Genomic DNA, 23,764 nt, shown 5'->3' with positions numbered 1-23,764 from the left:
TGGCAAAAAAGCGAATAATTTGCCTGAATTTTGCTTCTGCGATTCTTGAATGGGAATAGTATCTATTTTTTGCTTTCATATAAGGAAGTTACCATACTTTTTAATATGCTTAACTTCCTAAGCCCCTAAATTTTTATGATGAGATAAAACAGAGATATTGGGCTTTGGCACAAGCAACAATGTGATTAGGCGTTCAATTGCCTAAATTGTTTTTTTAAGTGAATCAATTATAAGAATAAATCAAATCCATATCCTGAGATTTATCATTGATGAACGTCATGAACTGTCAGAATATGACTGTAAACGACAATTATTCGTTTAATTTAAAAAATCAAACACAATAAGTACGGGCTTTTGAGACTTGGTATGCAAATTGCCTATTTGTCATTACGTTGAATGGGGGAAACGTAATGAAACAGTCTGGTTTTACACTCATTGAAATTATGATCGTTGTGGCAATCATCGGTATTTTGGCTGCAATTGCTACTGTATCTTACAATGGCTATGTTGCTCGGGCGCAAGTGGCTGAAGTATTAACAATGATTTCACCCTATAAATTAAAACTGATTGAAAATTATTCAGCGGAACAAAGCTGTGTAGATTTGAATACAGCGCTAAATGAAAGTATCAGTACCAAGTATATTGCGAGTAGTGAAATTACTGATGTGGCAGGAACGTGTTCAGTGGTTTTTACGTTTAAATCAACAGATGTCAATTTTGCTCTTCGCTCAAAGCAGATCTATTTTAGTATTCCAGATGGTTTAAATGGTGCTTGGAATTGTCAATCGGATGATATTTCGCAGCGAAATTTACCTGCTACATGTCGTGGTATCTAAAGTGCCGTATGTACGGTCTTGAACATACTGGATAAGTACTGATTTCATAAGGATGAGTACGACGTTTGAGTTACCCAAACCATAGTGGGTTTAATTATTGAAAGTATTTCATATTTCAAATGGTCATTTATTTAGACAAGCTTTGACTACTACTTTTATTTGCAATTGCCTTTCGATGTAGCGGACTTTTATCAGTTATGAAGCGGTTGCTTTCTCTGCCAAACTCTAAATATGCATTGCGCTGTCATTGACTCGCCATATAAAAGCGTCACTGTATACAAAATAAACAACATGCATAGGCTTGAAATTGAGCAATAAGCACCCAAAATACAGGTGGTGCAGGAATAATTAGCGAAAATTTGCCCCTGAGGCTTTACCCATTCCGCTTTTTTTAAGACAATATACGCATCTTTGAATTCTTATTCATCTTACTCTTTTAAACCATTTGTTTGGACTCTGACCTATGACAACCCCGCTTAACGAACGTCGTATTGCAAACGCAATTCGTGTATTGGCAATGGATGCTGTGCAAAAAGCAAATTCAGGACATCCAGGTGCTCCAATGGGGATGGCAGATATTGCTGATGTGGTGTGGCGTGAATTCCTCAACCACAACCCTGCAAACCCACAATGGGCAAACCGTGACCGTTTCGTATTGTCAAACGGCCATGGCTCTATGTTGCAATATGCGTTATTGCACTTAACAGGTTATGACCTGTCTATTGAAGATTTGAAATCTTTCCGTCAATTGCATTCTAAAACTCCAGGCCACCCAGAATTGGGCTATGCACCGGGTATCGAAACAACCACGGGTCCATTGGGTCAAGGTATTGCAAACGCTGTAGGTTTTGCACTTGCTGAAAAAACTTTAGCGGCTCAATTCAACAAAGAAGACATCACAGTTGTAGATCACAACACATACTGCTTCTTGGGTGACGGTTGTTTAATGGAAGGTGTTTCTCACGAAGCTTGTTCATTGGCAGGTACTTTGGGTCTAGGTAAATTGGTTGTTTACTACGATGACAACGGCATCTCAATTGATGGTGAAGTAGAAGGCTGGTTCTCTGACGACACAGAACAGCGTTTCTTGGCATACGGCTGGCAAGTGCTTAAAGTTGACGGTCATGATGCAGACGCAATCCGCGCAGCAACTGTTGAAGCGAAAGCTGAAACAGCTAAACCAACTTTAATTATCTGTAAAACCATTATTGGTTTAGGTTCTCCAAACAAACAAGGTAAAGAAGATTGCCACGGTGCGCCGCTTGGTAATGATGAAATCGCTTTAACTCGTGAAGCTTTGGGCTGGACAGAAGGTCCATTCGAAATTCCTGCTGATGTATATGCAGCTTGGGATGCAAAAGCGAAAGGTACTACTTCTGAATCTGCTTGGAACGACACATTTGCGGCTTATGCTGCTAAATATCCAACAGAAGCGGCTGAACTCAAACGTCGACTTTCTGGTGAATTACCTGCTGACTTCGCTGTAAAAGCGGATGCTTATATTGCAGAAGTAAATGCAAAAGCTGAAACAATCGCTACTCGTAAAGCGAGCCAAAATGCCATTCAAGCATTTGCACCACAGCTTCCAGAAATTCTAGGTGGTTCTGCTGACCTTGCAGGTTCTAACCTAACTTTATGGAAAGGCGCAGAAGGCGTTGAATCTAACCCAGCGGGCAACTACGTTCATTACGGTGTACGTGAATTCGGTATGACTGCAATTGCGAACGGTGTAGCGCTGCATGGCGGTTTCGTTCCTTATGTAGCAACATTCCTGATGTTCATGGAATATGCACGTAATGCAGTACGCATGTCTGCATTGATGAAACAGCGTGTGATTCATGTGTATACACATGACTCAATTGGTCTAGGTGAAGATGGTCCTACACACCAACCTGTAGAGCAAATTGCATCTTTACGTGGTACACCAAATCTAAACACTTGGCGTCCATGTGACACTGTTGAAGCGTCTATTTCTTGGAAATCTGCATTGTTACGTAGCGAAGGCCCTACAGCGTTAATCTTCTCTCGTCAAAACTTGCCATTCCAAACTCGTACAGCAGATCAAATTGCTGACGTAGCGAAAGGCGGTTATGTACTTGCAAAAGAAAAAGGTGAGTTCAAAGCAATCATAATTGCGACAGGTTCAGAAGTTTCATTGGCAATGGATGCTTACGCACAGCTTGAAGGCGTACGTGTTGTTTCTATGCCATGTGCTGAAGAATTTGTAAAACAAGATGCTGCTTACCGTGAAGCGGTTCTTCCAGCTGCGATCCGCGCTCGTGTTGCTGTTGAAGCTGCGCATGTGGATTACTGGTGGAAATTTGTAGGTCTTGATGGCCGTGTAATCGGTATGACGACTTACGGTGAATCTGCTCCAGCAAAAGACTTGTACCAACACTTTGGTATCACAGCTGAAGCTGTTGTTGCTGCTGTGAAAGAAATTACCGCTTAATCTATAAAGATTAACCGTAATAAAGACGCCCCAGAGAAGGGGCGTTTTTTATTGCAGAGATTAAATTTATTTTTAATTGTGAAATAACGATTTGTAACGAATGAATTAAAGCATTGGTTTAAAATTAATTCATTCATGCAGTATTCAGCCACGGGTGCAATGTTGCCCCAAGTGAGGAAACGATGAGCCTTTACGATCAGATAAATGATGAAATTGTACTGATGGATGCTGGTGAACAGAAATGGATAGGCACGGACTTAGAGCTTGAAGCCATGGTTGCAGTAGAGTTGATGCTGCAAGATTTGCAAGAAGAGAAAGTGATAAAGATTCGCCGTAAGAACCATGAAAAGCATACAGGCTTGAAGCAGGTTGACCGCATTTTGGTTGAAAAGCTATAAGCTGAATGGTTAAAAAGTCCGATTGTTCGGGCTTTTTATTTGCCTATTATCTCTATAAAACAGATAAGTATATAAAACGAATAAGAAAACGTCCTTTCAAGACTCATTATTCTTAATAAAGAGCGCATTAAATAAAGTGTTTTCAACACAAAAAGCTTTATTTCAGTTATAAAAATCCAGTGCTCCTTTAAAAAGATATCGAACGTGCAAATACAAATTAAAAATTTAACTGAAATTTCAAAAAACCAATGGCAGCCGCTCTGGGAGCTGTATTTAGAATTTTATAAGAGTCAGGTGGCGGATGCTGTGACCGAGCGAACGTGGCAAAGATTACATGCTGCTGACTGCGAACATATGTATGGCTTTGCAGCCATGATGGATCATCAAGTAGCAGGGATCGTGCATGTCATTGAACATGAGAGCTGCTGGACATTACAGCCTTATGCCTATTTGCAGGATTTATATACCCTTGAGGATTATCGCGGGCAAGGCATTGGCAAAGCGCTGATCGCGAAAGTGAAAGAATATTGTGATCAGCGGCAGTGTGACCGTGTGTATTGGCTTACGCATCAGGACAATGAAACTGCGCAAAAGCTGTATGATCAAATCGCAAGGAAAACAGGATTTATCCAATACCGCTGTCATTAACTCAATGTAAAAGGCTATTCCAAATGAACAGCAGCTCTTGCGTGAAGAGCTGCTGGGTCTGAGCATTTAAGCTGAAACTTTAAAGTTTTTAGCTGAGTCTGCTTCTTGCTGAATGATCCATTCGCCACCTACGCGGAACGATGATGCTGAGGCATAGGTATCTTCCATAAATTGGAAAAAGCTGATTAAACCGTTTTGAACTTTGGCTTTAATTGAAAAAGGCGAGGTGAAAGTATTTTTTGCATAGACTGAGGTGTAGGTGAATTGACCAAATACAGCTACGGTTTCATTTTCAGCGATCATATCCGTGATTTGAAAGTCGTCGATATTCCAGTAGGTCCCAACGTTGGCAAAGGTATAAATATAAATGTCTCTGCCTGTGCCAGACCCAGCCCACGGCTCAATTTGTTTAAGTTCTGGGTTGCTGAAGTTTAAGGAAACATATGCCGCGTCTTCTGCAACCAGCAGCTGAGTTGCATTTTCGACGAGTTCTTTTGAAGTATTCATAAGAAATGCCAAAACGACATCTTTGGGCGTTTTAGTATTTAAGGCTTTTTCAATAGCCAGCGATTGTTCTGTCATTTTTGGGTACTCAGATTTTTATGATGTCTAAAAATCTTAAGTGGATTTGTTTAGAAAGCCTACGACTCTGATAGGTTGATGTTTCCTAAATTTAGGATAAATAACTCATGGATCAATTAAATTATTAATTATTTGAAATATATGGGAAATTTAATAATTGAGAGTGGTTGTAGATGCTGCTACAGATTTTACAAAACTATCGTTCTAAACATGCAACAAAACGTTTTATCTTTAAAGCTGTAATACGGCTAAAAATCTATAGACTTATTGGTATTCGAAAGTGAGATAAAAACATGAACTTTAAAGCATTAACAATCGGTTTGGCGGTAGCATCAGTTACAACTATTTCTATGGCAAAACCTGTTGCCTATCAAATTGATCCTACTCATACAGCAACAGTTTTTACTTGGAATCATTTTGGTTTCTCAACACCTTCTGCAAACTTTAGTGACATTCAAGGGACAATCAATGTCGATAATGCAAAACCTGCAAATTCGTCTGTGAATGTGACGATTCCATTATCGAGCTTAAATACCAATGTCAAAGCATTAGATGATCATTTAAAAACAGCTGATTTCTTTGATGCTGAAAAATATCCAAATATCACGTTTAAAAGTACAAAAGTTCAAGCCATCAGCAAAACTAAATACAAAATTACGGGTGATTTAACAGTTAAAAATGTGACTAAACCAGTGGTATTGGATGCTGTATTGAACAAGCAAGCCGTTCACCCAATGACCAAAGCAGAAACGATTGGTTTTAATGCAACGACTTCTTTTGATCGTTCAGCATTTGGTGTCGGTGCATATGTACCAAATGTAGGCGACAAAATTACGGTAAATATTACGACTGAAGCGGCTGTGTCTACAGCAAAGGCAGCAGCGAAATAAGATTTAGCTCCCTCAGTTAAGTTAGGAAAGCACCCATTTGGGTGCTTTTTTATGTCTTGAAGATATTTAACTGGTGTGATCAATCGCGATTGAGCAGCAATAGGCAGCCAAAACTGATGAAGATTCCACCGGTAATTGCGTCAATTTTTTTACTAAATTTTTGATAGTAATGCGTAATTTTAGGTGCTGAGAATAAGACCGCAACCAATGCAAACCAAATCAGACTTTCAATAAAGACTAAAGCCAATAAAGAGCTCTGTTCGAAAATACTAACGTTTGCACTGATCCCAATGGAAAATACACTACTGAAATAAACCAATGCTTTAGGATTGGCCATATTGGTCAAGAAACCTTGAAATAACAGCGTCAAAGGCGATTTTTTCTGTACGGCTTGCTCGGTTGGTTTTGTTATTGTGCCGAGGTCTTTACTCCATGCAGACTTTAATAACTGAGAGCCTAAATATAAAAGATATAGGCCTCCCAAAATCATGAGGCATTGTTGTAACCAAGCCATTTTTTGAAATAGAAAATGTAAGCCAATTATTGCACAAATTGACCAAACTAAAATACTAAGTGAAATACCTAATGCGGCAAATAATGCATGTGATCTGGATTGTCGAATAGCACTTTGAGTGACAAAAAAGAAGTCTGGGCCTGGGCTGATGAGAGCAAAAAAGTGGATGAGCGCAATGCTGAGTAAGGGAGTCATTCTAATGGCTTATACGTTTTGAAGTGCAACCGTTATAAGCCATTTAGCTTTAAATTAATAGCTGTTTTAAAGCTCAAGCTGTTGTAAGAATTGTTGCAAAATAAGGGGAGCAACACGTTCTAAATGAGGTGCATGTTGTTGGCTTTCCATGCGTAAATTTGGGATGTTAATTTGTGCTTTATGCAGTTCACATGTATGCCCAATTAGCCATTTTTCCATGGCCTGTGTTTCTGCTTCAATATGAAACTGTAGGGCTAAAATATTGGGCCCATAGCTAAACGCTTGATTTGGGTAAATTGCTGAGCTGGCGAGTAACTGTGCATTTGTAGGTAAATCAAAGGTATCACCATGCCAATGCAGTACAGGCACTTGATCTAATGGCGCTAAAATATTGTTAGTAATGGCATCAAGCTCCAAGGCACTCCAACCGATTTCTTTGCTATGACCTGCATAGACTTTCGCTCCCAATGCATGCGCAATGAGCTGAGCACCTAAGCAAATGCCTAAAGTCGGTAAATTACTCTCTAAACGTACTTTAAGTAAGTCTAGTTCTTTTTGTAGGAAAGGGTAGTCATTAGTTTCATAAACTCCGATCGGGCCGCCCAAAATGATGGTAAGCCCTGTATGTTGCATAGCTTTACTCAGGTCATCGACACCAGCTTCGAAGTATCTCACCCGATAACCCAATTGGTAAAATACATCTTCCAATGAACCCAAATCTTCAAATGCAAGGTGTTGAATGACGTAAATGGTTTCGTTTAATGCAGTACTCATAAGGATTTTTCAGGATTAAAATTTCAAAATAGAATGTAGCTTGAATTGTCGGAGATTAAAAAGGAAAACTGTAAATTTTTCACAATTTCGAAAAGAAATAAATATAGAAGTTGGTTGAAGCGGATTGTTTTTTCTTTGAGTGATTATGTTCGACGATAGAACTTAGCATTTAAAACTTTGGTGCTGTGAATTAAGGGATCCCGCAAGGCTTTATTGGTAAAATTTATGAGAAAAAGTGCATGAAATTTTGATAAAGCTTTGGTTTAGTATAAAAAAAAGATGAAAAACCAATGGAAAAGCGTTTAGAGATGCGTATGATGAAATCTTCGACAAACAACAGTTCATTTTTCTTTTAATATCATCACATAATTAGATAACTGATTTTAAAAGTAAAAAAATATAAGCCAGGGAACTTGTATGCAGTCAAAACATAATCGAGATGCCAGTCTCTTGCATGCGATACATAAAATTTTATTAAAGGAATGGGACCCGTTAGGGATTCGCCGTATTCCTGCTTTACGTGATGAGTATGATGATTATTTGCCCAATATTTTTAAATTAATTCAAGAGGATTCAAGTGAATCAGAAATTTTTGAATATTTATGGTGGGTTGAGCAAAAAGTCTTAGAAAAAAAAGGACAGAAGGAACATACCCTAAAAATTGCGAAAATGCTGAAGGCAATTGAGCGCTAGTTTGCGGTCGTGTACGCATAAAAAACCGATACATATCCGTATCGGTTTTTTATATTGAATCTCTTAGAAGTCTATTAGAAACGGTTTAGAATTTCTTTTCTAAGGTAAACATAAAGCTTGGAATTGCTTCATTGATACGAGATTGGTATAGCGCGCCAGAACTTTGTTCTTTTAACACTTCTTTATAATCTGAGCTGAAAATATTACGTGCATTGACCGATGCAGACCAATTTTGATCAAAGCGTTTAGTAAAACTCACATCCATGTTAACACGTTCATTGCTGGTGCGATTGTACGGTTCGTTACTCAGCGCACGTGTATATTTAGGGGTGTAATTGAGGTTCACACTTGTTGCAATACGCCACGGTTGATAGTTATAAGATAAGCCAGCACTTGCGGTATAAGGTGCAACATCGCTTGCCAAACGATCAGAGCCGTCAGTTTCTTCAATTTTTGCACGTACAGTTGAAAGCTGAGCATTCAACATAAATGAATGACCATTCTCCGTTTGCTTCAGTGCATAACGTCCAGCAATTTCCACACCATAAGTAGTTGCACTGTCTTGGTTATATGGGCGTTCGACAAAACGGCAATCGGTATTTCCTGTTTCGCAACGACCGCCTGTAGCATTTTCTGACAGGATCGATTTTTCGATATAGTCATTAATTTCTCGATAATATGCAGTGATATTTACGCCGCCAGCAGGGGTGTTATAGCCTATGGTTGTTTCGTAAGCATTGATGGTTTCAGGTCGTAAGTCAGGATTACCCCCACGGTCAGGGTTGTTTAGTGTCCCTGCATCGCTATCTGTAGAAACTGAAACAGTCGGCATCAATTGATTGCTACGTGGGTTTTTAAAAGCCTGACTCAAGTTGGTTTGGAGTGACCATTGCTCATTAAAGTCAAAACGGTGTGCTAATACAGGACTCAAATGCTGATCTTGATAATCCTCTAAACCGGAACGATCAATCCACTCTTGGCGTACACCTAGAGTTAAGGTTTGGCGCGGCGTATATTTCCAACTTCCTTCAACATAGGCAGCATACAATTGTTCATCTAAGGTCTCTGCAATATTGCTTTCAAGTTCATTGCTACGTAGGTCGGTACCAAATTTTATTTGGCGTTTTGAGTCGAACTTGCGGACACCGTCGTAGCCCAAGCCATATTCATTAATTTGTTCATCAATATATGATTGAGAATTTCTATACTCTGTTAATTCCGTTTCATTTTGCTGCTCGATTGATAAGCGAATTTTGTCTGAATTTCCTTGGTCTTTACGCTCATATCGCGTGTTGAGTCGAATGCTGTCATTTTTATCTTTTTGGACTTGGGAGCCACTTGTGCCTTCGCTTTCATTGTTGCGATAAAACATTTCAGCGACCAATTTTTGTTGATCATCAAGTTGATATTCAACACGTGGGGTGAGCATTTGCGACGTACGATTGGTGATGCGTTTTTGAGTTTTCGTTCCTGTTGCATCTTGTGTACGGGTGAGTGTATCTGAATCATTCCACATTTGGCTCCCAGATAAACTATAGATCCAAGGGTCTGATCGACCATCCATTTGAAAGTTTAAATTGGTGCGTTCTTCTTCACGTGTATTTGACTTTGTTAGACCATAACCAGCACGTACAGATCCACTCAAACGCGTGCCATTCAATGGTTCTTTTAAAATAATATTGATGACTGCAGATGAAGCAACAGAGCCTTGAGCGACGCTGGGTTGTTTTGTAATTTCAAGGCGTTCGATCATTTCCGGTGTAATGCTATCAACAACTGACATGCCACCACGAGGACCACCTTGTACAGGTTCACCATTGATTAAGAACACGGGTGCGCCACCACCACGAAAACGCATACCACCTGCACCACCACGTGGACCACCGCCAGCACCGGGAAGTTGAAATCCTGCAGCACGACGCAGCGCATCATTGATGGACTGATCGCCAAATTTCAACATTTCATCACGGCTTATGATGGTTTTTGCGACAGCACTGATATCTGGGTCTTTGGGCTTAGAGCTTACTGTTGGAACTTCAAATGTTAAAGCTTCCATTTGCTGAACTGCTGCAGATCCTTGGGGATTTTGGACTGTATCTGCGGCCCAAATTGATGTTGAGATCGTAAGTAATGCGTAACTTAAGCTGGTCAGTTTGAGTGTAGTGTGCGCGCCGTGCATTATTTGGTTGTCCAAATGTAATTTTGGCAAAGAATAACGGAAAATTATGGAGAAAAATTGAGGAAAATTGGCGAGATGAGCATTTCATCAGATTATTTTTTAACAGGTAGGTGAAAGGTCGTGTGGCAATAGGGGAAGCCTTATTCGTTGGGGAAAATTAAGGCCTATTAACGTCGCTACAATATAATAAATAACTGAGGTGACGCAGTAACATCAGAAGCGTACTTTGCTTCAAATAATAAAGATACGCGGTAATGTCATGCGCAATTGTTTGAGACAGGACGACTTCTAATCAAAAATGTTTTTGCGATACGTTGAATAATTTGACGGTAGTGAACGAGTTTTGTTGGTGAGGTGCATTGCACCGCAAGATGGTTTCCTTGCGAAGCTTCGCATCTCATTTTGCCGAATGAAAAACAACGTTTCGTAAGAGTACCTCCAGCCGAAGGCTAATCTCTTTATTCAATCCCTAAATGCGAAATTACTTTTATGTGCATAACATGAGTAAATAAATCTAAAAATAAGCCATTGAAGAAAGATTTAGACATAAAAAAACCCTCATCTTTCGATGAGGGTTTTTCGTATTCTGGAGCGGGAAAGGAGACTCGAACTCCCGACCCCAACCTTGGCAAGGTTATGCTCTACCAACTGAGCTATTCCCGCAATGAGGTGAATTATAGAGAATTTCACACAACTGTCAACTCTCTATGCTTCTGTTTGCTTAATTAATCAGCACGGCGCCAAATAGTACCTTGACGAGTATCTTCAAGGACAACACCTTGATCTAATAAAGATTGACGAATTTCATCTGCTTTGGCAAATTCTTTGGCCTTTTTCGCATCTTTACGTTGTTGAATTAAATCTTCAATTTGCTCTTCAGAGAGACCTAGAGCTTCCTGACCAATATCTGATTTTAAGAATTCATCAACATTATGCTGAACCAAACCTAAAATATTGGTTAAGTGACGCAATGTCGAATAATACACAGCCGCTTGTTCAGCATTTTCATCTTTTACGGCACGGTTCAATTCTTTGTTGACTTCAAACAATACCGCAATTGCTTCTGCGGTGTTGAAATCATCACGCATAGCGGCATTAAAGCTCTCAACTAAATCATCATCCAAAGTTTCTACGGTTTTTTCACCATAGACTTGCTGATAAGCTTTAAATGAATGATAGAAACGGGAAAGGGTATTTTTCGCTTCTTTTAAAGCAGTGTCAGAGAAGTTTACTGGGCTACGGTAATGTGATGACACAATAAAGAAGCGAATCACTTCAGGGTGGAATTTATCCATCACATCACGAATAGTGAAGAAGTTACCTAAAGACTTCGACATTTTTTCGCCATCGACATTAATAAAGCCGACGTGCATCCAGTAATTAACATACTGTTCGCCAGTAGATGCCTCAGATTGCGCAATTTCATTTTCATGATGCGGGAAAGTTAAGTCTGAACCGCCACCATGAATATCAAAATGGTTGCCTAAGCAGCAGGTCGACATCGCTGAACATTCAATATGCCAGCCCGGACGGCCATTGCCCCAAGGCGAAGCCCAAGAAGGTTCATTTTCTTTGGCATGTTTCCAAAGCACGAAGTCAAAAGGATGTTTCTTTTCTACTTCTACATCAACGCGTTCAGAAGCACCAGCCTGCATATCGTCAAGTTTACGACCCGAAAGACGACCATATTTGGCAAACTTTTCAACTTCAAAATAAACATCGCCATTTGCAGATGGATATGCTGTACCTTTGTTGACTAAGTTACCAATCATATTCTGCATTTGATCGATATAGTCTGTTGCACGTGGTGCTTCATCAGGTGCTGCACAACCTAAATTGGCAGCATCTTCGTTCATGGCCTTGATAAAGCGATCGGTTAAAGCAGTAATGCTTTCGCCATTTTCATTGGCACGGGCAATGATTTTGTCGTCAATATCGGTAATATTGCGAACGTATTTAACGTTCCAGCCCTGACTGCGCAGGAAACGGATAATGTAGTCGAATGCAACCATAACTCGAGCATGACCAATATGACAGTAGTCATACACGGTCATTCCACAGACATACATGTCGATATGTCCTTCTTTACGAGGTACGAATTCTACTTTTTTACGTTGCTCTGAGTTATATAGAACAAAAGGTTGCATAGCTCTTCAAATTGTTTCTACCAAAAGATGGCTCATCTTAACCTAAGCATTTTTTTTCATAAAGTTAAAACCCAAAAAAGCAGATATTTTTTAATGATTGATGTCTTTGCGTTGCTAAAAATAGCGTAGAAGGCTCATTGGGTTCGGGCTGAATCTAATTCGAATACTGAATTTGATTTATCTGTCCGTAAGATAAAAATGAAGAAATGCATCTTTTCTGCATAATTCATGAATTCTTATACATTTGGAAACGTGCTATTTGCATAGATATGATAAAATTGTGAAAATTTTTTATTTTGAAAGTGAGAGCGCACCTCTCACGGCTTAAGGTATAACAACTTTGAATCCACCAAATATGCCGAATCAAGTCGATTTTCAGAAAGTCGCATTAGAAACTTTGCGTATTGAAGAGCATGCTTTACAAGTATTAGCGACGCAAATAGATGATCGTTTTAGCCAAGCCTGCGAAATCATTTTACAGTGCAAAGGGCGTTTAGTAATTACTGGTATGGGCAAATCGGGTCATATCGGTCGTAAAATGGCCGCTACATTTGCCTCGACTGGTACGCCATCTTTCTTCATGCATCCGGGTGAAGCTGGACATGGTGATTTGGGCATGTTGGTTAAAGGAGATGTGCTCATTGCAATTTCAAACTCAGGTAAGAGTGATGAAATTATGATGCTCATGCCGTTGATTAAACATTTGGGCATTCCTTTAATTACCATGAGTGGCGACAATAAAGGTCCCATGCCACAAAATGCCGATGTCGCATTGACCTTGGGCAATATTCAAGAAGCTTGCCCTTTAGGGCTAGCACCGACCTCTAGTACCACTGCAACATTAGCCTTAGGTGATGCACTTGCAGTTGCATTATTGGATGCACGTGGCTTTACTTCAGATGATTTCGCACGTTCTCATCCTGCTGGAGCGTTGGGTAAACGTTTGTTATTGCATGTAAAACATCTTATGCATACAGGTGAAGACTTACCAAAAGTGTCGCCAGAGACACCAATGAATAAAGTTCTGTATGAAATTTCAAATAAACGTTTGGGTCTTACCACGATTGTCGATGAAAACGATACCTTATTGGGTATATTTACCGACGGTGACTTACGTCGTTTGATTGATAAACAGCAAGGCTTTGACGTGAATATGAAAGTCTCAGAAGTGATGATTAAAAATCCTTTGACGATTTCACAAGAAGAACGCGCGGTACATGCTTTAGAACGTATGAACGAAAAGAAAATTACACAATTTGTAGTCGTTGATGATACCAATAAAGTGATTGGGATTATCAGCATGCATGATCTGATTCAGGCTGGGGTAAATTAAGAAAATGGCATCGTATGTATTGCTAGAACAAGCGCGTCACATAGAAGCACTAGTACTGGATGTAGATGGAATTTTAAGTGATGGATTTGTAACGTTGACCAATAGCGGCGATGAAATCAAATCTTTTGATATTCGAGATGGCTTAGGCATGAAGTTGGTGCAAAAAGCGGGTATCAAAGTCATCATTATTACTGGCCGTAAAAGTAATATTGTTGAAAAACGCATGTCTGACTTAGGTGTCGATTTGGTCTTTCAAGGACGTGAAGACAAAGGTGTTGCCTTGACTGAAGCCTGTGCACAGTTTGGTATTGATCCTTCAGATTGCTTATATATGGGTGATGACTGGCCGGATCTTTCAGCCTTTGCTATTGCAGGGATGAAAGTGACCGTACCAAATGGACATTTAGAAGTACGTCGCCGTGCAGATCTTGTTACTCAGGCGATGGGTGGACGTGGTGCTGTTCGTGAAATCTGCGATATGCTTTTGGTTTCTAAAGGTGTATACCAGGAACTACTTGAAAAATATGCAAGTGCACCTTATTAATAAATTGATGCAGTCATTGGATTGAATCTCCGCTTATGGATACTAAAGTTTTATATGTGACAGCTGTGGTCATTGCTGCAGTAAGCGGTGGTTTTTACTATTTCGGTGGAAAGGGTAATAAGCTTCAGGCAGACTCTTCGAAAAGTATGACTTACTCAGCTGAAAACATTAACCTGACACAGACTGATGAGCAGGGAAAATTGCATATTCGTGCGCAAGTCGATCGACTTGAGCAGGATTTGCAAAAGCAAACGTCTCATTTGGTCAATCTGAAAGCATCGACCTATCAAGATGGTGCTGTCGATGCCACGTTTTTTGCCAAACAAGCCAATGGTATGGACGATAACCAAAAAGTCGTGCTGAGTGACAATGTGGTTGCAACAAAATTGATGCGTGAAGGGCAAATGGAGTTTCGTACTGAGGAACTAACTGCTTTTCCAAAACAGCGTGAAATAGAAACGGACAAGACTGTAACGGTGATTTCACCACAAGCCGAATTTGTCAGCCAAGGTTTAAAAGCAAATTTAAACGACGGTCAATACGAATTTTTTAATATTCGAGGAAAGTATGAACCATAATTTTAATCGAAAAACTGCAAAAACTTTCCTAAAACGTACAGTGCTACTCGGTTCACTGGCGATATGTTCGGTTGCAGCTTTTGCTTTGCCTTCAGATCGTAATCAACCGATTTCATTGGTTGCCGATCGTGCAACATTTAACGAAAAAACCGGGATTACGACGTATACCGGTAATGTCATCATTGAACAGGGTTCGATGAAGCTTCAGGCAAACTCAATCGTTGCGAACTTAAACAGCAAAAAAGAGATCAGTACGATTACAGCAACGGGTGGGCCAGCACATTTCCAACAAAAAACTGACCCTGCCAAAGGCTTTGCAAAAGGTCAAGCGCAAAAGATCGTCTACAATGCTGAAACGGGTATTATCACCATGACGGGCGGTGCTTTGTTGCAACAAGATGGTGCGAGTATTCGTGGTAATAGCCTGAAATACAGTATGAATAAAGGCGATATCGTTGCTGAAGGTACACCAAACAAATCTGGATCTTCTTCAGGTCGTGTTCAAATCGTGATTCCACCGTCAAGCACTAAGTCCTTCCCAGGAGCACGTGATTAATGGAGCAAACCTCGCAAATTCAAACTTTATGTATTAAGCATTTAGCCAAAAACTACAGTAAGCGTTGGGTGGTAAAGGACGTGTCCTTTAGCATGCAAAGTGGTCAAATTGTGGGTTTACTTGGTCCAAATGGTGCAGGTAAAACCACAAGTTTCTATATGGTTGTTGGTCTAGTGCGTATGGATAAAGGTGAGATTCATTTAGATGATCTTGATTTGTCTGACTTGGCAATGCATGAGCGCGCACGTAAAGGTATTGGTTATCTACCTCAAGAAGCATCTATTTTTAGAAAATTAACGATTTCTGAAAATATCATGTCTATTCTAGAAACTCGTAAAGATCTGAATAAGCAACAGCGTCAGCAACGTCTAACAGAATTGCTTGCTGACTTTAAAATCACACACATCAAAGATTCTCTTGGTATGAGTGTGTCGGGTGGTGAGCGTCGTCGTGCGGAAATCGCGCGTGCGTTAGCGGCAGACCCTAAATTTATGTTGCTAGATGAACCTTTTGCAGGGGTCGATCCTATTTCAGTGGGTGATATCAAAGACATTATCCGAACATTGAAAGATCGCGGTATTGGTGTATTAATTACCGACCATAATGTGCGAGAAACCCTTGCGATTTGTGAGCATGCCTATATCGTGAGCGAAGGTTCAGTGATTGCAGAAGGTACTCCAGAAGAAGTCCTTGCGGATGAAACTGTACGTAAAGTTTATCTTGGTGATGATTTTACCGTTTAATTGAATAAAATAAGAAATTGCCCGTTGAATGGCGCTAGTTTGGTTCAGCGGGTTTATCTTATTGTCGGAAATGACAAAAACTGAGTAATTAATCTAAAAATTAACAAAAATATCAGTATACATTAAACTAAAAATACGATCTGCAAAAATCATGCGATTACGAAAGATGAATGGTCTTCAATCAAGCCTCCAGTATTGGGGGCTTTTTTGTGGATGTAAGTCTTTCAAAAAACGCTATAATGTCCTTTGATACAGGATCTAAAGACGATATGCCATTTACACTCGCCGCACAGTTTGAATATGAAGAAGACATTAAAAAAAGTCGTTTTCAAGCCATCGCAGTTCCTGTGGAAAATGAACAAGCCGTTAAAGAATTTCTCGAAGCCAATAAGGATATCTCAACAACACATCAGTGTTGGGCATGGAAAATTGGACATACCGTACGTTTTAATGATGATGGTGAGCCTTCAGGCACAGCAGGTCGGCCCATTCTAGCAACCATAGAAGGGAATGACCTAACCAACGTGTTGGTCTTGGTTAATCGCTGGTATGGTGGAATTAAGCTCGGGACTGGGGGCTTGGTACGTGCCTATGGTGGCTGTGCAGGTCAATGCCTGTTGCAGGCTGAAAAAATTGAACTTATTGAGAAGAAAAAAGTGCAATTTAGTTGTCAGTTTAATGAATGGGCAATTTTCCAATATGAACTCAATCAGCAGCAAATTGAATTTCAGGAAGACTATACAGCGCAGGGCGTAAATGTACTTGCATCATTGCAAATTCATCAAATCCAACCGCTACAGTTAAAGATTCAAGATGTAACTCGCGGACGCGAACAACTGCATATCGTCGAGGCTGATGAAGATGAATGAACAAGATCCATTATTGAAATATCGAGAGCAACATAAGCATCGTCTGAATTATATGCCTTGGTTGTATTGGTCACTTAAACCGAAAAATCGTGGTTGGGCCGAAGCTTGGCAACAGGAATATCAAGACTATCTCAAATCGATGGAAACCGTTGAAATTGGTGAAAACTGTTTTATATCGCCATTGGCTCATATTTTTGCCGAACCGGGACGTAAGATTGTTATTGGAGATAACAGCTTTATTGCGGCGGATTGCACTTTGCATGGCCCAATAGAAATAGGCAATGAAGTGGCGATCAATCATCACTGTATTTTAGATGGTGGGCGAGTGGGCATCAAAATTCACGATCAGGTTCGTATGGCGGCATATTGCCATTTATACGCTTTTGATCATGGAATGGATGTTAATCAACCCATTTATCAGCAGGCTGTACGATCACAAGGGATTGAGATAGAGCGTGATGTTTGGTTAGGGGCGCATGTTGGAATCAAGGATGGCATTCACATTGCTGAGCAGGCTGTGGTCGGTATGAACAGTATGGTGACGAAAAATGTTGAAGCACGTGCCATTATTGTGGGTAATCCTGCAAAATTCATTCGATATCGTGAATAAATAATCACCAAATAGGTCATAAATCATTTTTATGCTTACACAAATGCATGCACAGTGAAACAGAGTTGTGATAAGTTAAAAATAACAAACAACATTTTATAGCCAAGCAATAATAAAACGAGGGCTAATCATGAAACGAGTTATCGCCTGTATCGACTCTTCTCCATGCATTAATGCACTAGCTGATGCTGCTGCTTGGGTTGCTAAACAAACGCACCGTGAGTTGGTTTTACTACAAATACTAGATTACTATCCGGCAAGTTATCACTTAGGTGAAATCAGTGGAGTGATTGGGTTTGAAAGTAATGCTATGCTCTTGAAAGAACTCGCGGAGTTAGAACAAAAACAAAGTGATTTAGCGTTAGATTATAGTAATAACTTGCTCAAACACATTTCTGAAATGATCCAAGATAAGCATGGTATTCAAACCACCCATATTCAGGAAAAGGGCGACTTCTTAGAGCAAAGTTTTAATGTGTTGCAAGATGACGATATTGTTTTAATTGGTCGCGTGGGTGAACGTTCAGCAGAGCGCAATAAGCCGCTTGGTAGTAATGTTGAAAACTTTATACGTGGTGCAAGTTGTACAGTTATGACTGTAGGGCCAACGTTTAAACCACCGACTCGTTTTATTTTTGCCTATGAATATTCGCCTAAATGCGTTGAGTTAATGAAGCGTGTGGCACAAAGTGACCTACTCAAACTTTTACAATGTCATTTGGTCTATGTTGGAGATCACCCACAAATCTTGGATGATCCAAAAAATTATTTAACCAATACGGGGCTCGATGTGGTGACGGAATACCGCTATGGCGATGTTTCGGAAAATATTCTGGACTATCAACAAGAGCATGGCATTCAGTTAATCGTACTCGGGGCGTTTAGTCACAGTAAAATCCATCAGTTCTTCTTGGGCAGTATCACCACCAGTATTTTCAGAAATTCGAGTGTTCCATTGTTGGTTGTAAAATAAGTTGAGCAAACGAACAGAGTTGATTTAAAAACAATCAGAGTTATCCTCATAAATTGTGGATAACTCTGTGTGCAGTGTTTATAAGTAATTGTTTTGAAAATAAAATACTGTATTGATTATTTTTTATACCTTTACTCAAGATGTCTAAAAAACACCTCGATTAAGATTATTTAACGATTGCAATTGCAAAACCATCATGACCTTTACAACCTACAGTTTGAAGTGCCGTGCAGGATAAAATTTTCGGATGATTTTGCATAGCTTTGAACATATCACGAATACCTTCAATGCTTGGTTTATGGTTTTCAGCATTCAGAATCTCACCTGCACGAATCACATTGTCTAAAACAATCACTGTACCTGAATGAGATAAATTTAAGCTTAATTCTAAATATTCAGGGTAGCTCTGTTTGTCTGCATCGACAAAAATAAAGTCAAAAGGTTCGGTATCTTCAGGAAGGGCACGTAAAATATCTGCCGCACGACCACATTTCAGTTCTATCGTTTGTGCAAGCTTTGCATTATCAATATTTTCTTGACCGAGGGCAGCATGTGTATCACGACCTTCAATGGTCAGAATGTAACCATCTTCAGGTAAGGCACGTGCTAACCACATGGTGCTATAGGCTGCAAAAGTTCCAAGTTCTAAAACGCGTTTACACTTGTTCATTTGGATTAACATTTGAAGCAGCATGCCTTGATTAGCCGCTACAGCAAGATGATCAGGAAAGCCACGTTCATCCGTATGTTGAAGTGTTTGGGTCAATATTGGATCTTCAGGAATTAAATGTGAATCGATGTAAGCATCAATGTCTGTCCACATTTGTTGCATGTTGTCGCACCTCGTGATTGATGCAAGCATTTTAAACCTTTCCACCAACATCGCAATTTATTGTTCTATATTTGAATATTTTATGTACAAAAAAGACCTCCGAAGAGGTCTTGATATGACGATGTAATGTTTTAGTAATTACACATTGATGAGCGGCTTGAGTGATCAGGCCCCCAAGTACGGTAGCCTTGAGTATCAATATGAATTTGTCCGCTGGCATATAAACCAAGACCCATATTGAGACTTTGCCCATGTTGTGACCAAAACTGGCATAAACGGAACTTGGTGTTTTCAATATAACTATAGTCTTCGGGCTGCGGGTACGCAGGTCCAATACGGAAATCAATCGCAGAGTTGTATAAGTGACGAGATGAACTTGCACCACCGGCACACTGGTTCAAAGGCAAATCACGATAAACCGATGTCACTTCAAAGTCCGTTAAGATATTGGCAGCTACTAAATATTTAAAGACACGTAAGGTTGCAATTTGGTTTTGCCATAATTCACGGTTAGGTACCATATATTCTGAGCGACCACATTTTTGCCAGTCACGTGCAGTACGCATCAACTCAAATGATGGAATGATATTGCCTACACCATTTTTCTCTAAAAAGACTTCATAGTCTCGAACGCGACGTAAATTATCGACAGACGCGACCCACGAATTGTAGGCATAAGGCACCACTTTAGGCGGGGCTTGTCTGATGGTCGTCACTTTTTCTTGAGGTATGTAAATACGTTTACCGTCGGGAGTTGTAATAGTGTGACCTTGTTTTTGTGGTGTAGTTGTACAACCAATGAAAACAAGAGGGAATATTGCAACGGACAATAATCCCTTGAGTAAATGCTTCATTATAGAAATCAATTATTTATAAACTCGTTCTATTTTAATCCAATTTGATTGAGAAAATTTGAATAATTTGCAATGAAATGTGTGCTTTAAGTATAAAAAAAGATCAGCATGTGCTGATCTTTTCATGAAAGCGTAAAATTACTTTTCAAGATATTGTAATTTATCAGCTTTACCGTTCCATTCTTCACGGTCGGCAGGTTGATCACCAATTTGAGTGATGTTCGGCCATTTTTGAGAAAGTTCAGTATTAAGTTCGATAAATACTTCTTGACCTTCAGGTAACTCATCTTCAGAGAAAATCGCGTTAGCTGGACACTCAGGTTCACATAGCGCACAGTCGATACATTCATCTGGATTAATAACAAGGAAGTTTGGACCTTCATAGAAACAGTCAACAGGGCAAACTTCTACGCAGTCTTGATATTTACATTTAATACAGTTTTCAGTGACAACAAAGGTCATGGCGACAGCTACCTAAAAAATATGGTTCTAATAAACTAATGGTGTATTTTAGGCAAAAAATAGGGTAACTAACAATTCCTTTTATTGATAATTATTATATGCAGTGCTGTTAAAATCACTAAAAACTGAACAATTTATGTAAATTTCACAATGAATGAGAATCATACTCAAAAACTAATTAAATTACATCTGTTTATCGAACAATATTTTTATGTGCATTTTAAGCATGAAACATTTTAGAACATTAATTTTTTATCAATTTATTGCTGAATAGCCGCAGTAGTAGATAGCAAACATTCACTAATTTACGCGTTTGAATGGTGTCAATGCAAAGAACACCTTCATTGGTGTTCTTTGCATATCTCATCTATCGCTTCTGCTCAATTTAGATCTTAAGTAAATCCTTTAAAGCGTAAAGCTGTTGTAATGCTTCACGTGGACTTAAGTTATCGATATCAATATCTGCTAAGGCATCAAGTACGGGCGATGTTTTTTCAACTTCAACTACGCGTTCAATGACTTCAGGCTCTGCGAGTGCCGAGAATAGATCGGTTTGTACAGCCGTATTGAGTTGCTGTTTTTGCTGAGTTTCTAATATATGAAGGCGATTTTGCGCTTCTTTGATCACAGCTGCAGGAATACCTGCAAGCTTTGCCACCTGTAGACCATGACTTTGACTCGCTGGGCCTTGTTGAACTTTATGCAGTAAGATCAGGTTGCCATTTAGCTCACGAGCAGTCACATGATAGTTATCTATATTGGCGTCTTTGCCTAACTCGGTGAGCTCAAAATAATGCGTTGCAAATAGGCATAAACATTTAATGCGACGGGTGAGATCGAGCACACATGCCCACGCCAAAGATAAGCCATCATAGGTACTCGTACCACGTCCGACTTCATCCATCAGTACCAATGATTGATTGGTCGCATGATGTAGAATCTGTGAGGTTTCAGTCATTTCCACCATGAAGGTTGATTTGCCTGTAGACAAGTCGTCGGCAGATCCTATACGGGTAAATATCCGATCGATCGGCCCTAATACGGCAGATTGGGCAGGGACAAAGCTACCACAGTAGGCCAATAAGCTGATTAAGGCAGTTTGGCGCATAAAGGTCGATTTACCGCCCATATTTGGCCCTGTGATAATCGCCATGCGGTGATTAAAGTCCAAACTAGTATCATTTGGAGTAAATGCTGATTTGCTCAGAGATTCCACAACTGGGTGACGTCCGGCTTTGATTTTGATCCCAACTTCAGGGCTATATTCAGGACGTGACCAATTTCGTAATCGAGCTTGATGGGCAAAATTAGCCAGTAAATCAATTTGCGCTATAGCGGCGCTCATCATTTGTAAGTTGCCAATATCTGCACGTAACTCATCAAGTAATAGCTCAAAGAGCATTTTTTCGCGCGCTAATGCACGTGACTCACTCGAAAGCACCTTATCTTCAAAAGATTTCAGCTCAGGGGTAATGTAGCGTTCCGCATTTTTTAGAGTTTGGCGGCGAATATAATGATCAGGTGCTTGCTCAGCCTGTGCTCGAGTCAGTTCAATATAGTAGCCACTGACACGGTTATAGCCAATTTTTAAGGTTGAAATTCCGGTTTGTTCACGCTCTTTGATTTCGAGATCAATGAGGAATTGTCCTGCATGGTCACGAATTTTACGCAGTTCATCGAGTTCAGTGTCGAAGCCCTCGGCAATCACATTACCATCACGTAAAAGCACCGGCGGGTTTTCTACGATGGCAGACATAAGACGCTCATGTAAGCCGTGAAAATCACCCATTTCATCATTTAACTGAGCGATCAGCTTAGATTGATGTGCCTGAATGATCGGTTCAAGTGCATGTCGAAGATAGGGAATTTGTGCACAAGTTTGACGTAACTGAACAAGGTCTCGTGGTCGAGCACTGCCGAGCGCTACACGAGATAGCACTCGTTCAATATCGCCAATTTCCTTGAGAACTAAGCGGATCGGAGACTCATGATAGCCTTGCAGCATCGCTTGTGAAGCATCTAAACGCGCATCCAATAAAGCGGTATCTCGTAAAGGCTGCATTAAGGTACGACTTAATAGACGGCCACCCATCGCAGTTTGGCAATCATTGATCAGTTGGAACAGGGAAGTGCCATGTTCAAATAAAGGATCAATCAGTTCTAAGTTACGACGAGTGACGGGGTCGAGCGCCACGAAATCACTACTTTGTTCAAGTTGAATGCTGCGGATATGTGGTAAAGCAGTTTTTTGAGTGACTTTTGCATAGTGAATCAAAGCCGCAGCGGCAGCTTTCGCCAAAGGTAAATGGTCAATACCAAAACCTGAAAGTGTGGCTACTGCAAATTGGTCACACAGCGTTTTTTGCGCGTTATTTAAATTGAAGTCGACATTTGGACGCTTGGTAACAGGGCAGTCTAATTGACGTTTAATTTGCTCGACAATATTCGGGTCAATGAGATCTTCATCAATCAAAATTTCGCTCGGCATTAAACGTGAAAGTTCGATTGCCAATTGTTCCAGTTGATAGTCCATTTGCTGAACTTTAAAAATACCTGCACTGAGGTCTAGTAAAGCAATCCCGATTTGATTTTGTTGTAAGCAGATTGCGACTAAATTGGAACTTTGATGAGAGGCAATCAGTGCATCGTCTGTTAATGTTCCCGGGGTAATGATACGGACAATTCCTCGCTCAACTGGCCCTTTGCCAGTTACTTCACCAATTTGTTCGCAGATCACCACCGTTTCACCTTTTTTTACAAGGCGGGCTAAATAGCCTTCAGCTGCGTGGTACGGGACGCCAGCCATGGGAATGGGCTCACCATTGGCTTTACCACGATGCGTCAGTGTAATTCCTAAGAGTTTTGCTGCTTTATGCGCATCTTCAAAAAAGAGCTCATAAAAATCACCCATCCGATAAAACATCAGTGAATGCGGATTTTGCATTTTGACTGACATGTACTGTTGCATCATAGGTGTAAGTGATGATAGATCAATACTTGAATTTTCTATGTTCATACAATAAAAATACCTTTAAAAATAATGAGTTCTTCAATGATAATCATCTGCTTACATTCCTATTGCTGCTTAGGGGTAACGAGCAA

At 40.0% G+C, this 23,764-nt stretch carries 23 protein-coding genes, 1 tRNA gene and 2 pseudogenes; 15 read left to right on the top strand and 11 right to left on the bottom strand.

Annotation, left to right across the window (positions count from 1 at the left end; genetic code table 11):
• Positions 1–79 (bottom strand): annotated as a pseudogene (locus FTU36_RS10010) (IS1595 family transposase); the annotation flags it as partial.
• A gap of 331 nt (positions 80–410) precedes the next feature.
• Between FTU36_RS10010 and FTU36_RS16900 the strand changes: the two are divergent.
• The 5 genes and pseudogenes from FTU36_RS16900 to FTU36_RS09990 all read left to right on the top strand — a co-directional run.
• Positions 411–507, top strand: a pseudogene (locus tag FTU36_RS16900) (prepilin-type N-terminal cleavage/methylation domain-containing protein); the annotation flags it as partial.
• Between the two features lie 14 nt (positions 508–521).
• Complete coding sequence (locus tag FTU36_RS10005) at positions 522–836, top strand: pilin (RefSeq protein WP_257235079.1); 315 nt, start codon at positions 522–524, stop codon at positions 834–836.
• A 463-nt stretch (positions 837–1,299) separates the two neighbouring features.
• Positions 1,300–3,288, top strand: a complete 1,989-nt coding sequence (gene tkt, locus FTU36_RS10000; RefSeq protein ID WP_180117693.1) for a transketolase — start codon at positions 1,300–1,302, stop codon at positions 3,286–3,288.
• Between the two features lie 182 nt (positions 3,289–3,470).
• Positions 3,471–3,686, top strand: a complete 216-nt coding sequence (locus FTU36_RS09995) for a hypothetical protein (RefSeq protein ID WP_180117691.1) — start codon at positions 3,471–3,473, stop codon at positions 3,684–3,686.
• Positions 3,687–3,881: 195 nt separating this feature from the next.
• Positions 3,882–4,334, top strand: a complete 453-nt coding sequence (locus FTU36_RS09990; RefSeq protein ID WP_180117699.1) for a GNAT family N-acetyltransferase — start codon at positions 3,882–3,884, stop codon at positions 4,332–4,334.
• 66 nt (positions 4,335–4,400) lie between these two features.
• Here FTU36_RS09990 and FTU36_RS16750 read toward each other — a convergent pair whose 3' ends face one another.
• The gene (locus FTU36_RS16750; protein WP_257224827.1) at positions 4,401–4,916 is read right to left on the bottom strand and encodes a hypothetical protein; all 516 of its coding nucleotides are present in this window, start codon (positions 4,914–4,916) and stop codon (positions 4,401–4,403) included.
• 293 nt (positions 4,917–5,209) lie between these two features.
• On the opposite strand from FTU36_RS16750, the gene FTU36_RS09980 reads away from it, so the two are divergent.
• Complete coding sequence (locus tag FTU36_RS09980; protein WP_078188771.1) at positions 5,210–5,806, top strand: YceI family protein; 597 nt, start codon at positions 5,210–5,212, stop codon at positions 5,804–5,806.
• Between the two features lie 79 nt (positions 5,807–5,885).
• On the opposite strand, the gene FTU36_RS09975 is transcribed toward FTU36_RS09980, so the two are convergent.
• Together FTU36_RS09975 and FTU36_RS09970 are read right to left on the bottom strand one after the other, a co-directional pair.
• Positions 5,886–6,515 (bottom strand): LysE family transporter, encoded by a 630-nt coding sequence (locus FTU36_RS09975; protein WP_180109145.1) that lies wholly within the window; start codon positions 6,513–6,515, stop codon positions 5,886–5,888.
• 66 nt (positions 6,516–6,581) lie between these two features.
• Entirely contained in the window at positions 6,582–7,295 is a 714-nt protein-coding gene (locus FTU36_RS09970; protein WP_373686356.1) for a glutamine amidotransferase, read from the bottom strand.
• 411 nt (positions 7,296–7,706) lie between these two features.
• On the opposite strand from FTU36_RS09970, the gene FTU36_RS09965 reads away from it, so the two are divergent.
• The gene (locus FTU36_RS09965; protein WP_078193570.1) at positions 7,707–7,982 is read left to right on the top strand and encodes a hypothetical protein; all 276 of its coding nucleotides are present in this window, start codon (positions 7,707–7,709) and stop codon (positions 7,980–7,982) included.
• Between the two features lie 85 nt (positions 7,983–8,067).
• Here FTU36_RS09965 and FTU36_RS09960 read toward each other — a convergent pair whose 3' ends face one another.
• From FTU36_RS09960 to cysS, 3 genes are all read right to left on the bottom strand, one after another.
• Positions 8,068–10,161, bottom strand: a complete 2,094-nt coding sequence (locus tag FTU36_RS09960) for a TonB-dependent siderophore receptor (protein WP_180117689.1) — start codon at positions 10,159–10,161, stop codon at positions 8,068–8,070.
• A gap of 587 nt (positions 10,162–10,748) precedes the next feature.
• Positions 10,749–10,824: transfer RNA gene (locus FTU36_RS09955), tRNA-Gly, on the bottom strand.
• A gap of 62 nt (positions 10,825–10,886) precedes the next feature.
• The gene (cysS, locus tag FTU36_RS09950; protein WP_180010145.1) at positions 10,887–12,308 is read right to left on the bottom strand and encodes a cysteine--tRNA ligase; all 1,422 of its coding nucleotides are present in this window, start codon (positions 12,306–12,308) and stop codon (positions 10,887–10,889) included.
• 355 nt (positions 12,309–12,663) lie between these two features.
• Here cysS and FTU36_RS09945 point away from each other — a divergent pair, with 355 nt between their 5' ends.
• The 8 genes from FTU36_RS09945 (at position 12,664) to FTU36_RS09910 (ending at position 18,514) form a co-directional block, all read left to right on the top strand.
• A complete protein-coding gene (locus tag FTU36_RS09945; protein ID WP_078188763.1) occupies positions 12,664–13,641 on the top strand; it encodes an SIS domain-containing protein in 978 nt (325 codons plus the stop codon).
• Positions 13,642–13,645: 4 nt separating this feature from the next.
• Entirely contained in the window at positions 13,646–14,185 is a 540-nt protein-coding gene (locus FTU36_RS09940) for an HAD family hydrolase (RefSeq protein WP_078188762.1), read from the top strand.
• A 35-nt stretch (positions 14,186–14,220) separates the two neighbouring features.
• Positions 14,221–14,763, top strand: coding sequence for an LPS export ABC transporter periplasmic protein LptC (gene lptC / locus FTU36_RS09935; RefSeq protein ID WP_078188761.1), 543 nt, complete (start codon positions 14,221–14,223; stop codon positions 14,761–14,763).
• A complete protein-coding gene (gene lptA / locus FTU36_RS09930; RefSeq protein WP_180117687.1) occupies positions 14,753–15,319 on the top strand; it encodes a lipopolysaccharide transport periplasmic protein LptA in 567 nt (188 codons plus the stop codon). Before lptC ends, lptA begins: the two co-directional genes overlap by 11 nt.
• Complete coding sequence (lptB, locus tag FTU36_RS09925; RefSeq protein WP_180027056.1) at positions 15,319–16,062, top strand: LPS export ABC transporter ATP-binding protein; 744 nt, start codon at positions 15,319–15,321, stop codon at positions 16,060–16,062. The genes lptA and lptB overlap by 1 nt, the downstream gene beginning before the upstream one ends.
• Before the next feature lie 269 nt (positions 16,063–16,331).
• Positions 16,332–16,931 carry a YigZ family protein gene (locus FTU36_RS09920; RefSeq protein WP_180117695.1) on the top strand — a complete coding sequence of 200 codons (600 nt, stop codon included), beginning with the start codon at positions 16,332–16,334 and terminating at the stop codon, positions 16,929–16,931.
• Positions 16,924–17,541 (top strand): DapH/DapD/GlmU-related protein, encoded by a 618-nt coding sequence (locus FTU36_RS09915; RefSeq protein WP_180054460.1) that lies wholly within the window; start codon positions 16,924–16,926, stop codon positions 17,539–17,541. The genes FTU36_RS09920 and FTU36_RS09915 overlap by 8 nt, the downstream gene beginning before the upstream one ends.
• 130 nt (positions 17,542–17,671) lie before the next feature.
• A complete protein-coding gene (locus FTU36_RS09910; RefSeq protein ID WP_180109141.1) occupies positions 17,672–18,514 on the top strand; it encodes a universal stress protein in 843 nt (280 codons plus the stop codon).
• A 166-nt stretch (positions 18,515–18,680) separates the two neighbouring features.
• Here the strand turns inward: FTU36_RS09910 and FTU36_RS09905 are convergent, their stop codons facing one another.
• The 4 genes from FTU36_RS09905 to mutS form a co-directional block, all read right to left on the bottom strand.
• Positions 18,681–19,346, bottom strand: a complete 666-nt coding sequence (locus FTU36_RS09905; protein WP_078193558.1) for an O-methyltransferase — start codon at positions 19,344–19,346, stop codon at positions 18,681–18,683.
• A 131-nt stretch (positions 19,347–19,477) separates the two neighbouring features.
• Complete coding sequence (locus FTU36_RS09900) at positions 19,478–20,200, bottom strand: D-Ala-D-Ala carboxypeptidase family metallohydrolase (protein ID WP_078188751.1); 723 nt, start codon at positions 20,198–20,200, stop codon at positions 19,478–19,480.
• A 138-nt stretch (positions 20,201–20,338) separates the two neighbouring features.
• Positions 20,339–20,662 (bottom strand): ferredoxin FdxA, encoded by a 324-nt coding sequence (gene fdxA / locus FTU36_RS09895; protein WP_004651686.1) that lies wholly within the window; start codon positions 20,660–20,662, stop codon positions 20,339–20,341.
• Between the two features lie 385 nt (positions 20,663–21,047).
• Entirely contained in the window at positions 21,048–23,678 is a 2,631-nt protein-coding gene (gene mutS, locus FTU36_RS09890) for a DNA mismatch repair protein MutS (protein ID WP_180117685.1), read from the bottom strand.
• Positions 23,679–23,764: the final 86 nt, after the last annotated feature.

It is taken from the genome of Acinetobacter sp. YH12096, assembly GCF_013419215.1.
Taxonomy (GTDB): domain Bacteria; phylum Pseudomonadota; class Gammaproteobacteria; order Pseudomonadales; family Moraxellaceae; genus Acinetobacter; species Acinetobacter amyesii.
Note: the sequence above shows the minus strand (reverse complement) of the source record. Positions and strands in the feature narration are given on the sequence as shown.

Excerpts from the sequence above, each read along its gene's own strand:
- tkt (WP_180117693.1), top strand. The coding sequence starts at position 1,300 with ATGACAACCCCGCTTAACGAACGTCGTATTGCAAACGCAATTCGTGTA.
- FTU36_RS09995 (WP_180117691.1), top strand. The coding sequence starts at position 3,471 with ATGAGCCTTTACGATCAGATAAATGATGAAATTGTACTGATGGATGCT.
- FTU36_RS16750 (WP_257224827.1), bottom strand. The coding sequence starts at position 4,916 with ATGACAGAACAATCGCTGGCTATTGAAAAAGCCTTAAATACTAAAACG.
- FTU36_RS09980 (WP_078188771.1), top strand. The coding sequence starts at position 5,210 with ATGAACTTTAAAGCATTAACAATCGGTTTGGCGGTAGCATCAGTTACA.
- FTU36_RS09975 (WP_180109145.1), bottom strand. The coding sequence starts at position 6,515 with ATGACTCCCTTACTCAGCATTGCGCTCATCCACTTTTTTGCTCTCATC.
- FTU36_RS09965 (WP_078193570.1), top strand. The coding sequence starts at position 7,707 with ATGCAGTCAAAACATAATCGAGATGCCAGTCTCTTGCATGCGATACAT.
- FTU36_RS09960 (WP_180117689.1), bottom strand. The coding sequence starts at position 10,161 with ATGCACGGCGCGCACACTACACTCAAACTGACCAGCTTAAGTTACGCA.
- cysS (WP_180010145.1), bottom strand. The coding sequence starts at position 12,308 with ATGCAACCTTTTGTTCTATATAACTCAGAGCAACGTAAAAAAGTAGAA.
- FTU36_RS09945 (WP_078188763.1), top strand. The coding sequence starts at position 12,664 with ATGCCGAATCAAGTCGATTTTCAGAAAGTCGCATTAGAAACTTTGCGT.
- FTU36_RS09940 (WP_078188762.1), top strand. The coding sequence starts at position 13,646 with ATGGCATCGTATGTATTGCTAGAACAAGCGCGTCACATAGAAGCACTA.
- lptC (WP_078188761.1), top strand. The coding sequence starts at position 14,221 with ATGGATACTAAAGTTTTATATGTGACAGCTGTGGTCATTGCTGCAGTA.
- lptA (WP_180117687.1), top strand. The coding sequence starts at position 14,753 with ATGAACCATAATTTTAATCGAAAAACTGCAAAAACTTTCCTAAAACGT.
- lptB (WP_180027056.1), top strand. The coding sequence starts at position 15,319 with ATGGAGCAAACCTCGCAAATTCAAACTTTATGTATTAAGCATTTAGCC.
- FTU36_RS09920 (WP_180117695.1), top strand. The coding sequence starts at position 16,332 with ATGCCATTTACACTCGCCGCACAGTTTGAATATGAAGAAGACATTAAA.
- FTU36_RS09915 (WP_180054460.1), top strand. The coding sequence starts at position 16,924 with ATGAATGAACAAGATCCATTATTGAAATATCGAGAGCAACATAAGCAT.
- FTU36_RS09910 (WP_180109141.1), top strand. The coding sequence starts at position 17,672 with ATGAAACGAGTTATCGCCTGTATCGACTCTTCTCCATGCATTAATGCA.
- FTU36_RS09905 (WP_078193558.1), bottom strand. The coding sequence starts at position 19,346 with ATGCAACAAATGTGGACAGACATTGATGCTTACATCGATTCACATTTA.
- FTU36_RS09900 (WP_078188751.1), bottom strand. The coding sequence starts at position 20,200 with ATGAAGCATTTACTCAAGGGATTATTGTCCGTTGCAATATTCCCTCTT.
- fdxA (WP_004651686.1), bottom strand. The coding sequence starts at position 20,662 with ATGACCTTTGTTGTCACTGAAAACTGTATTAAATGTAAATATCAAGAC.
- mutS (WP_180117685.1), bottom strand. The coding sequence starts at position 23,678 with ATGAACATAGAAAATTCAAGTATTGATCTATCATCACTTACACCTATG.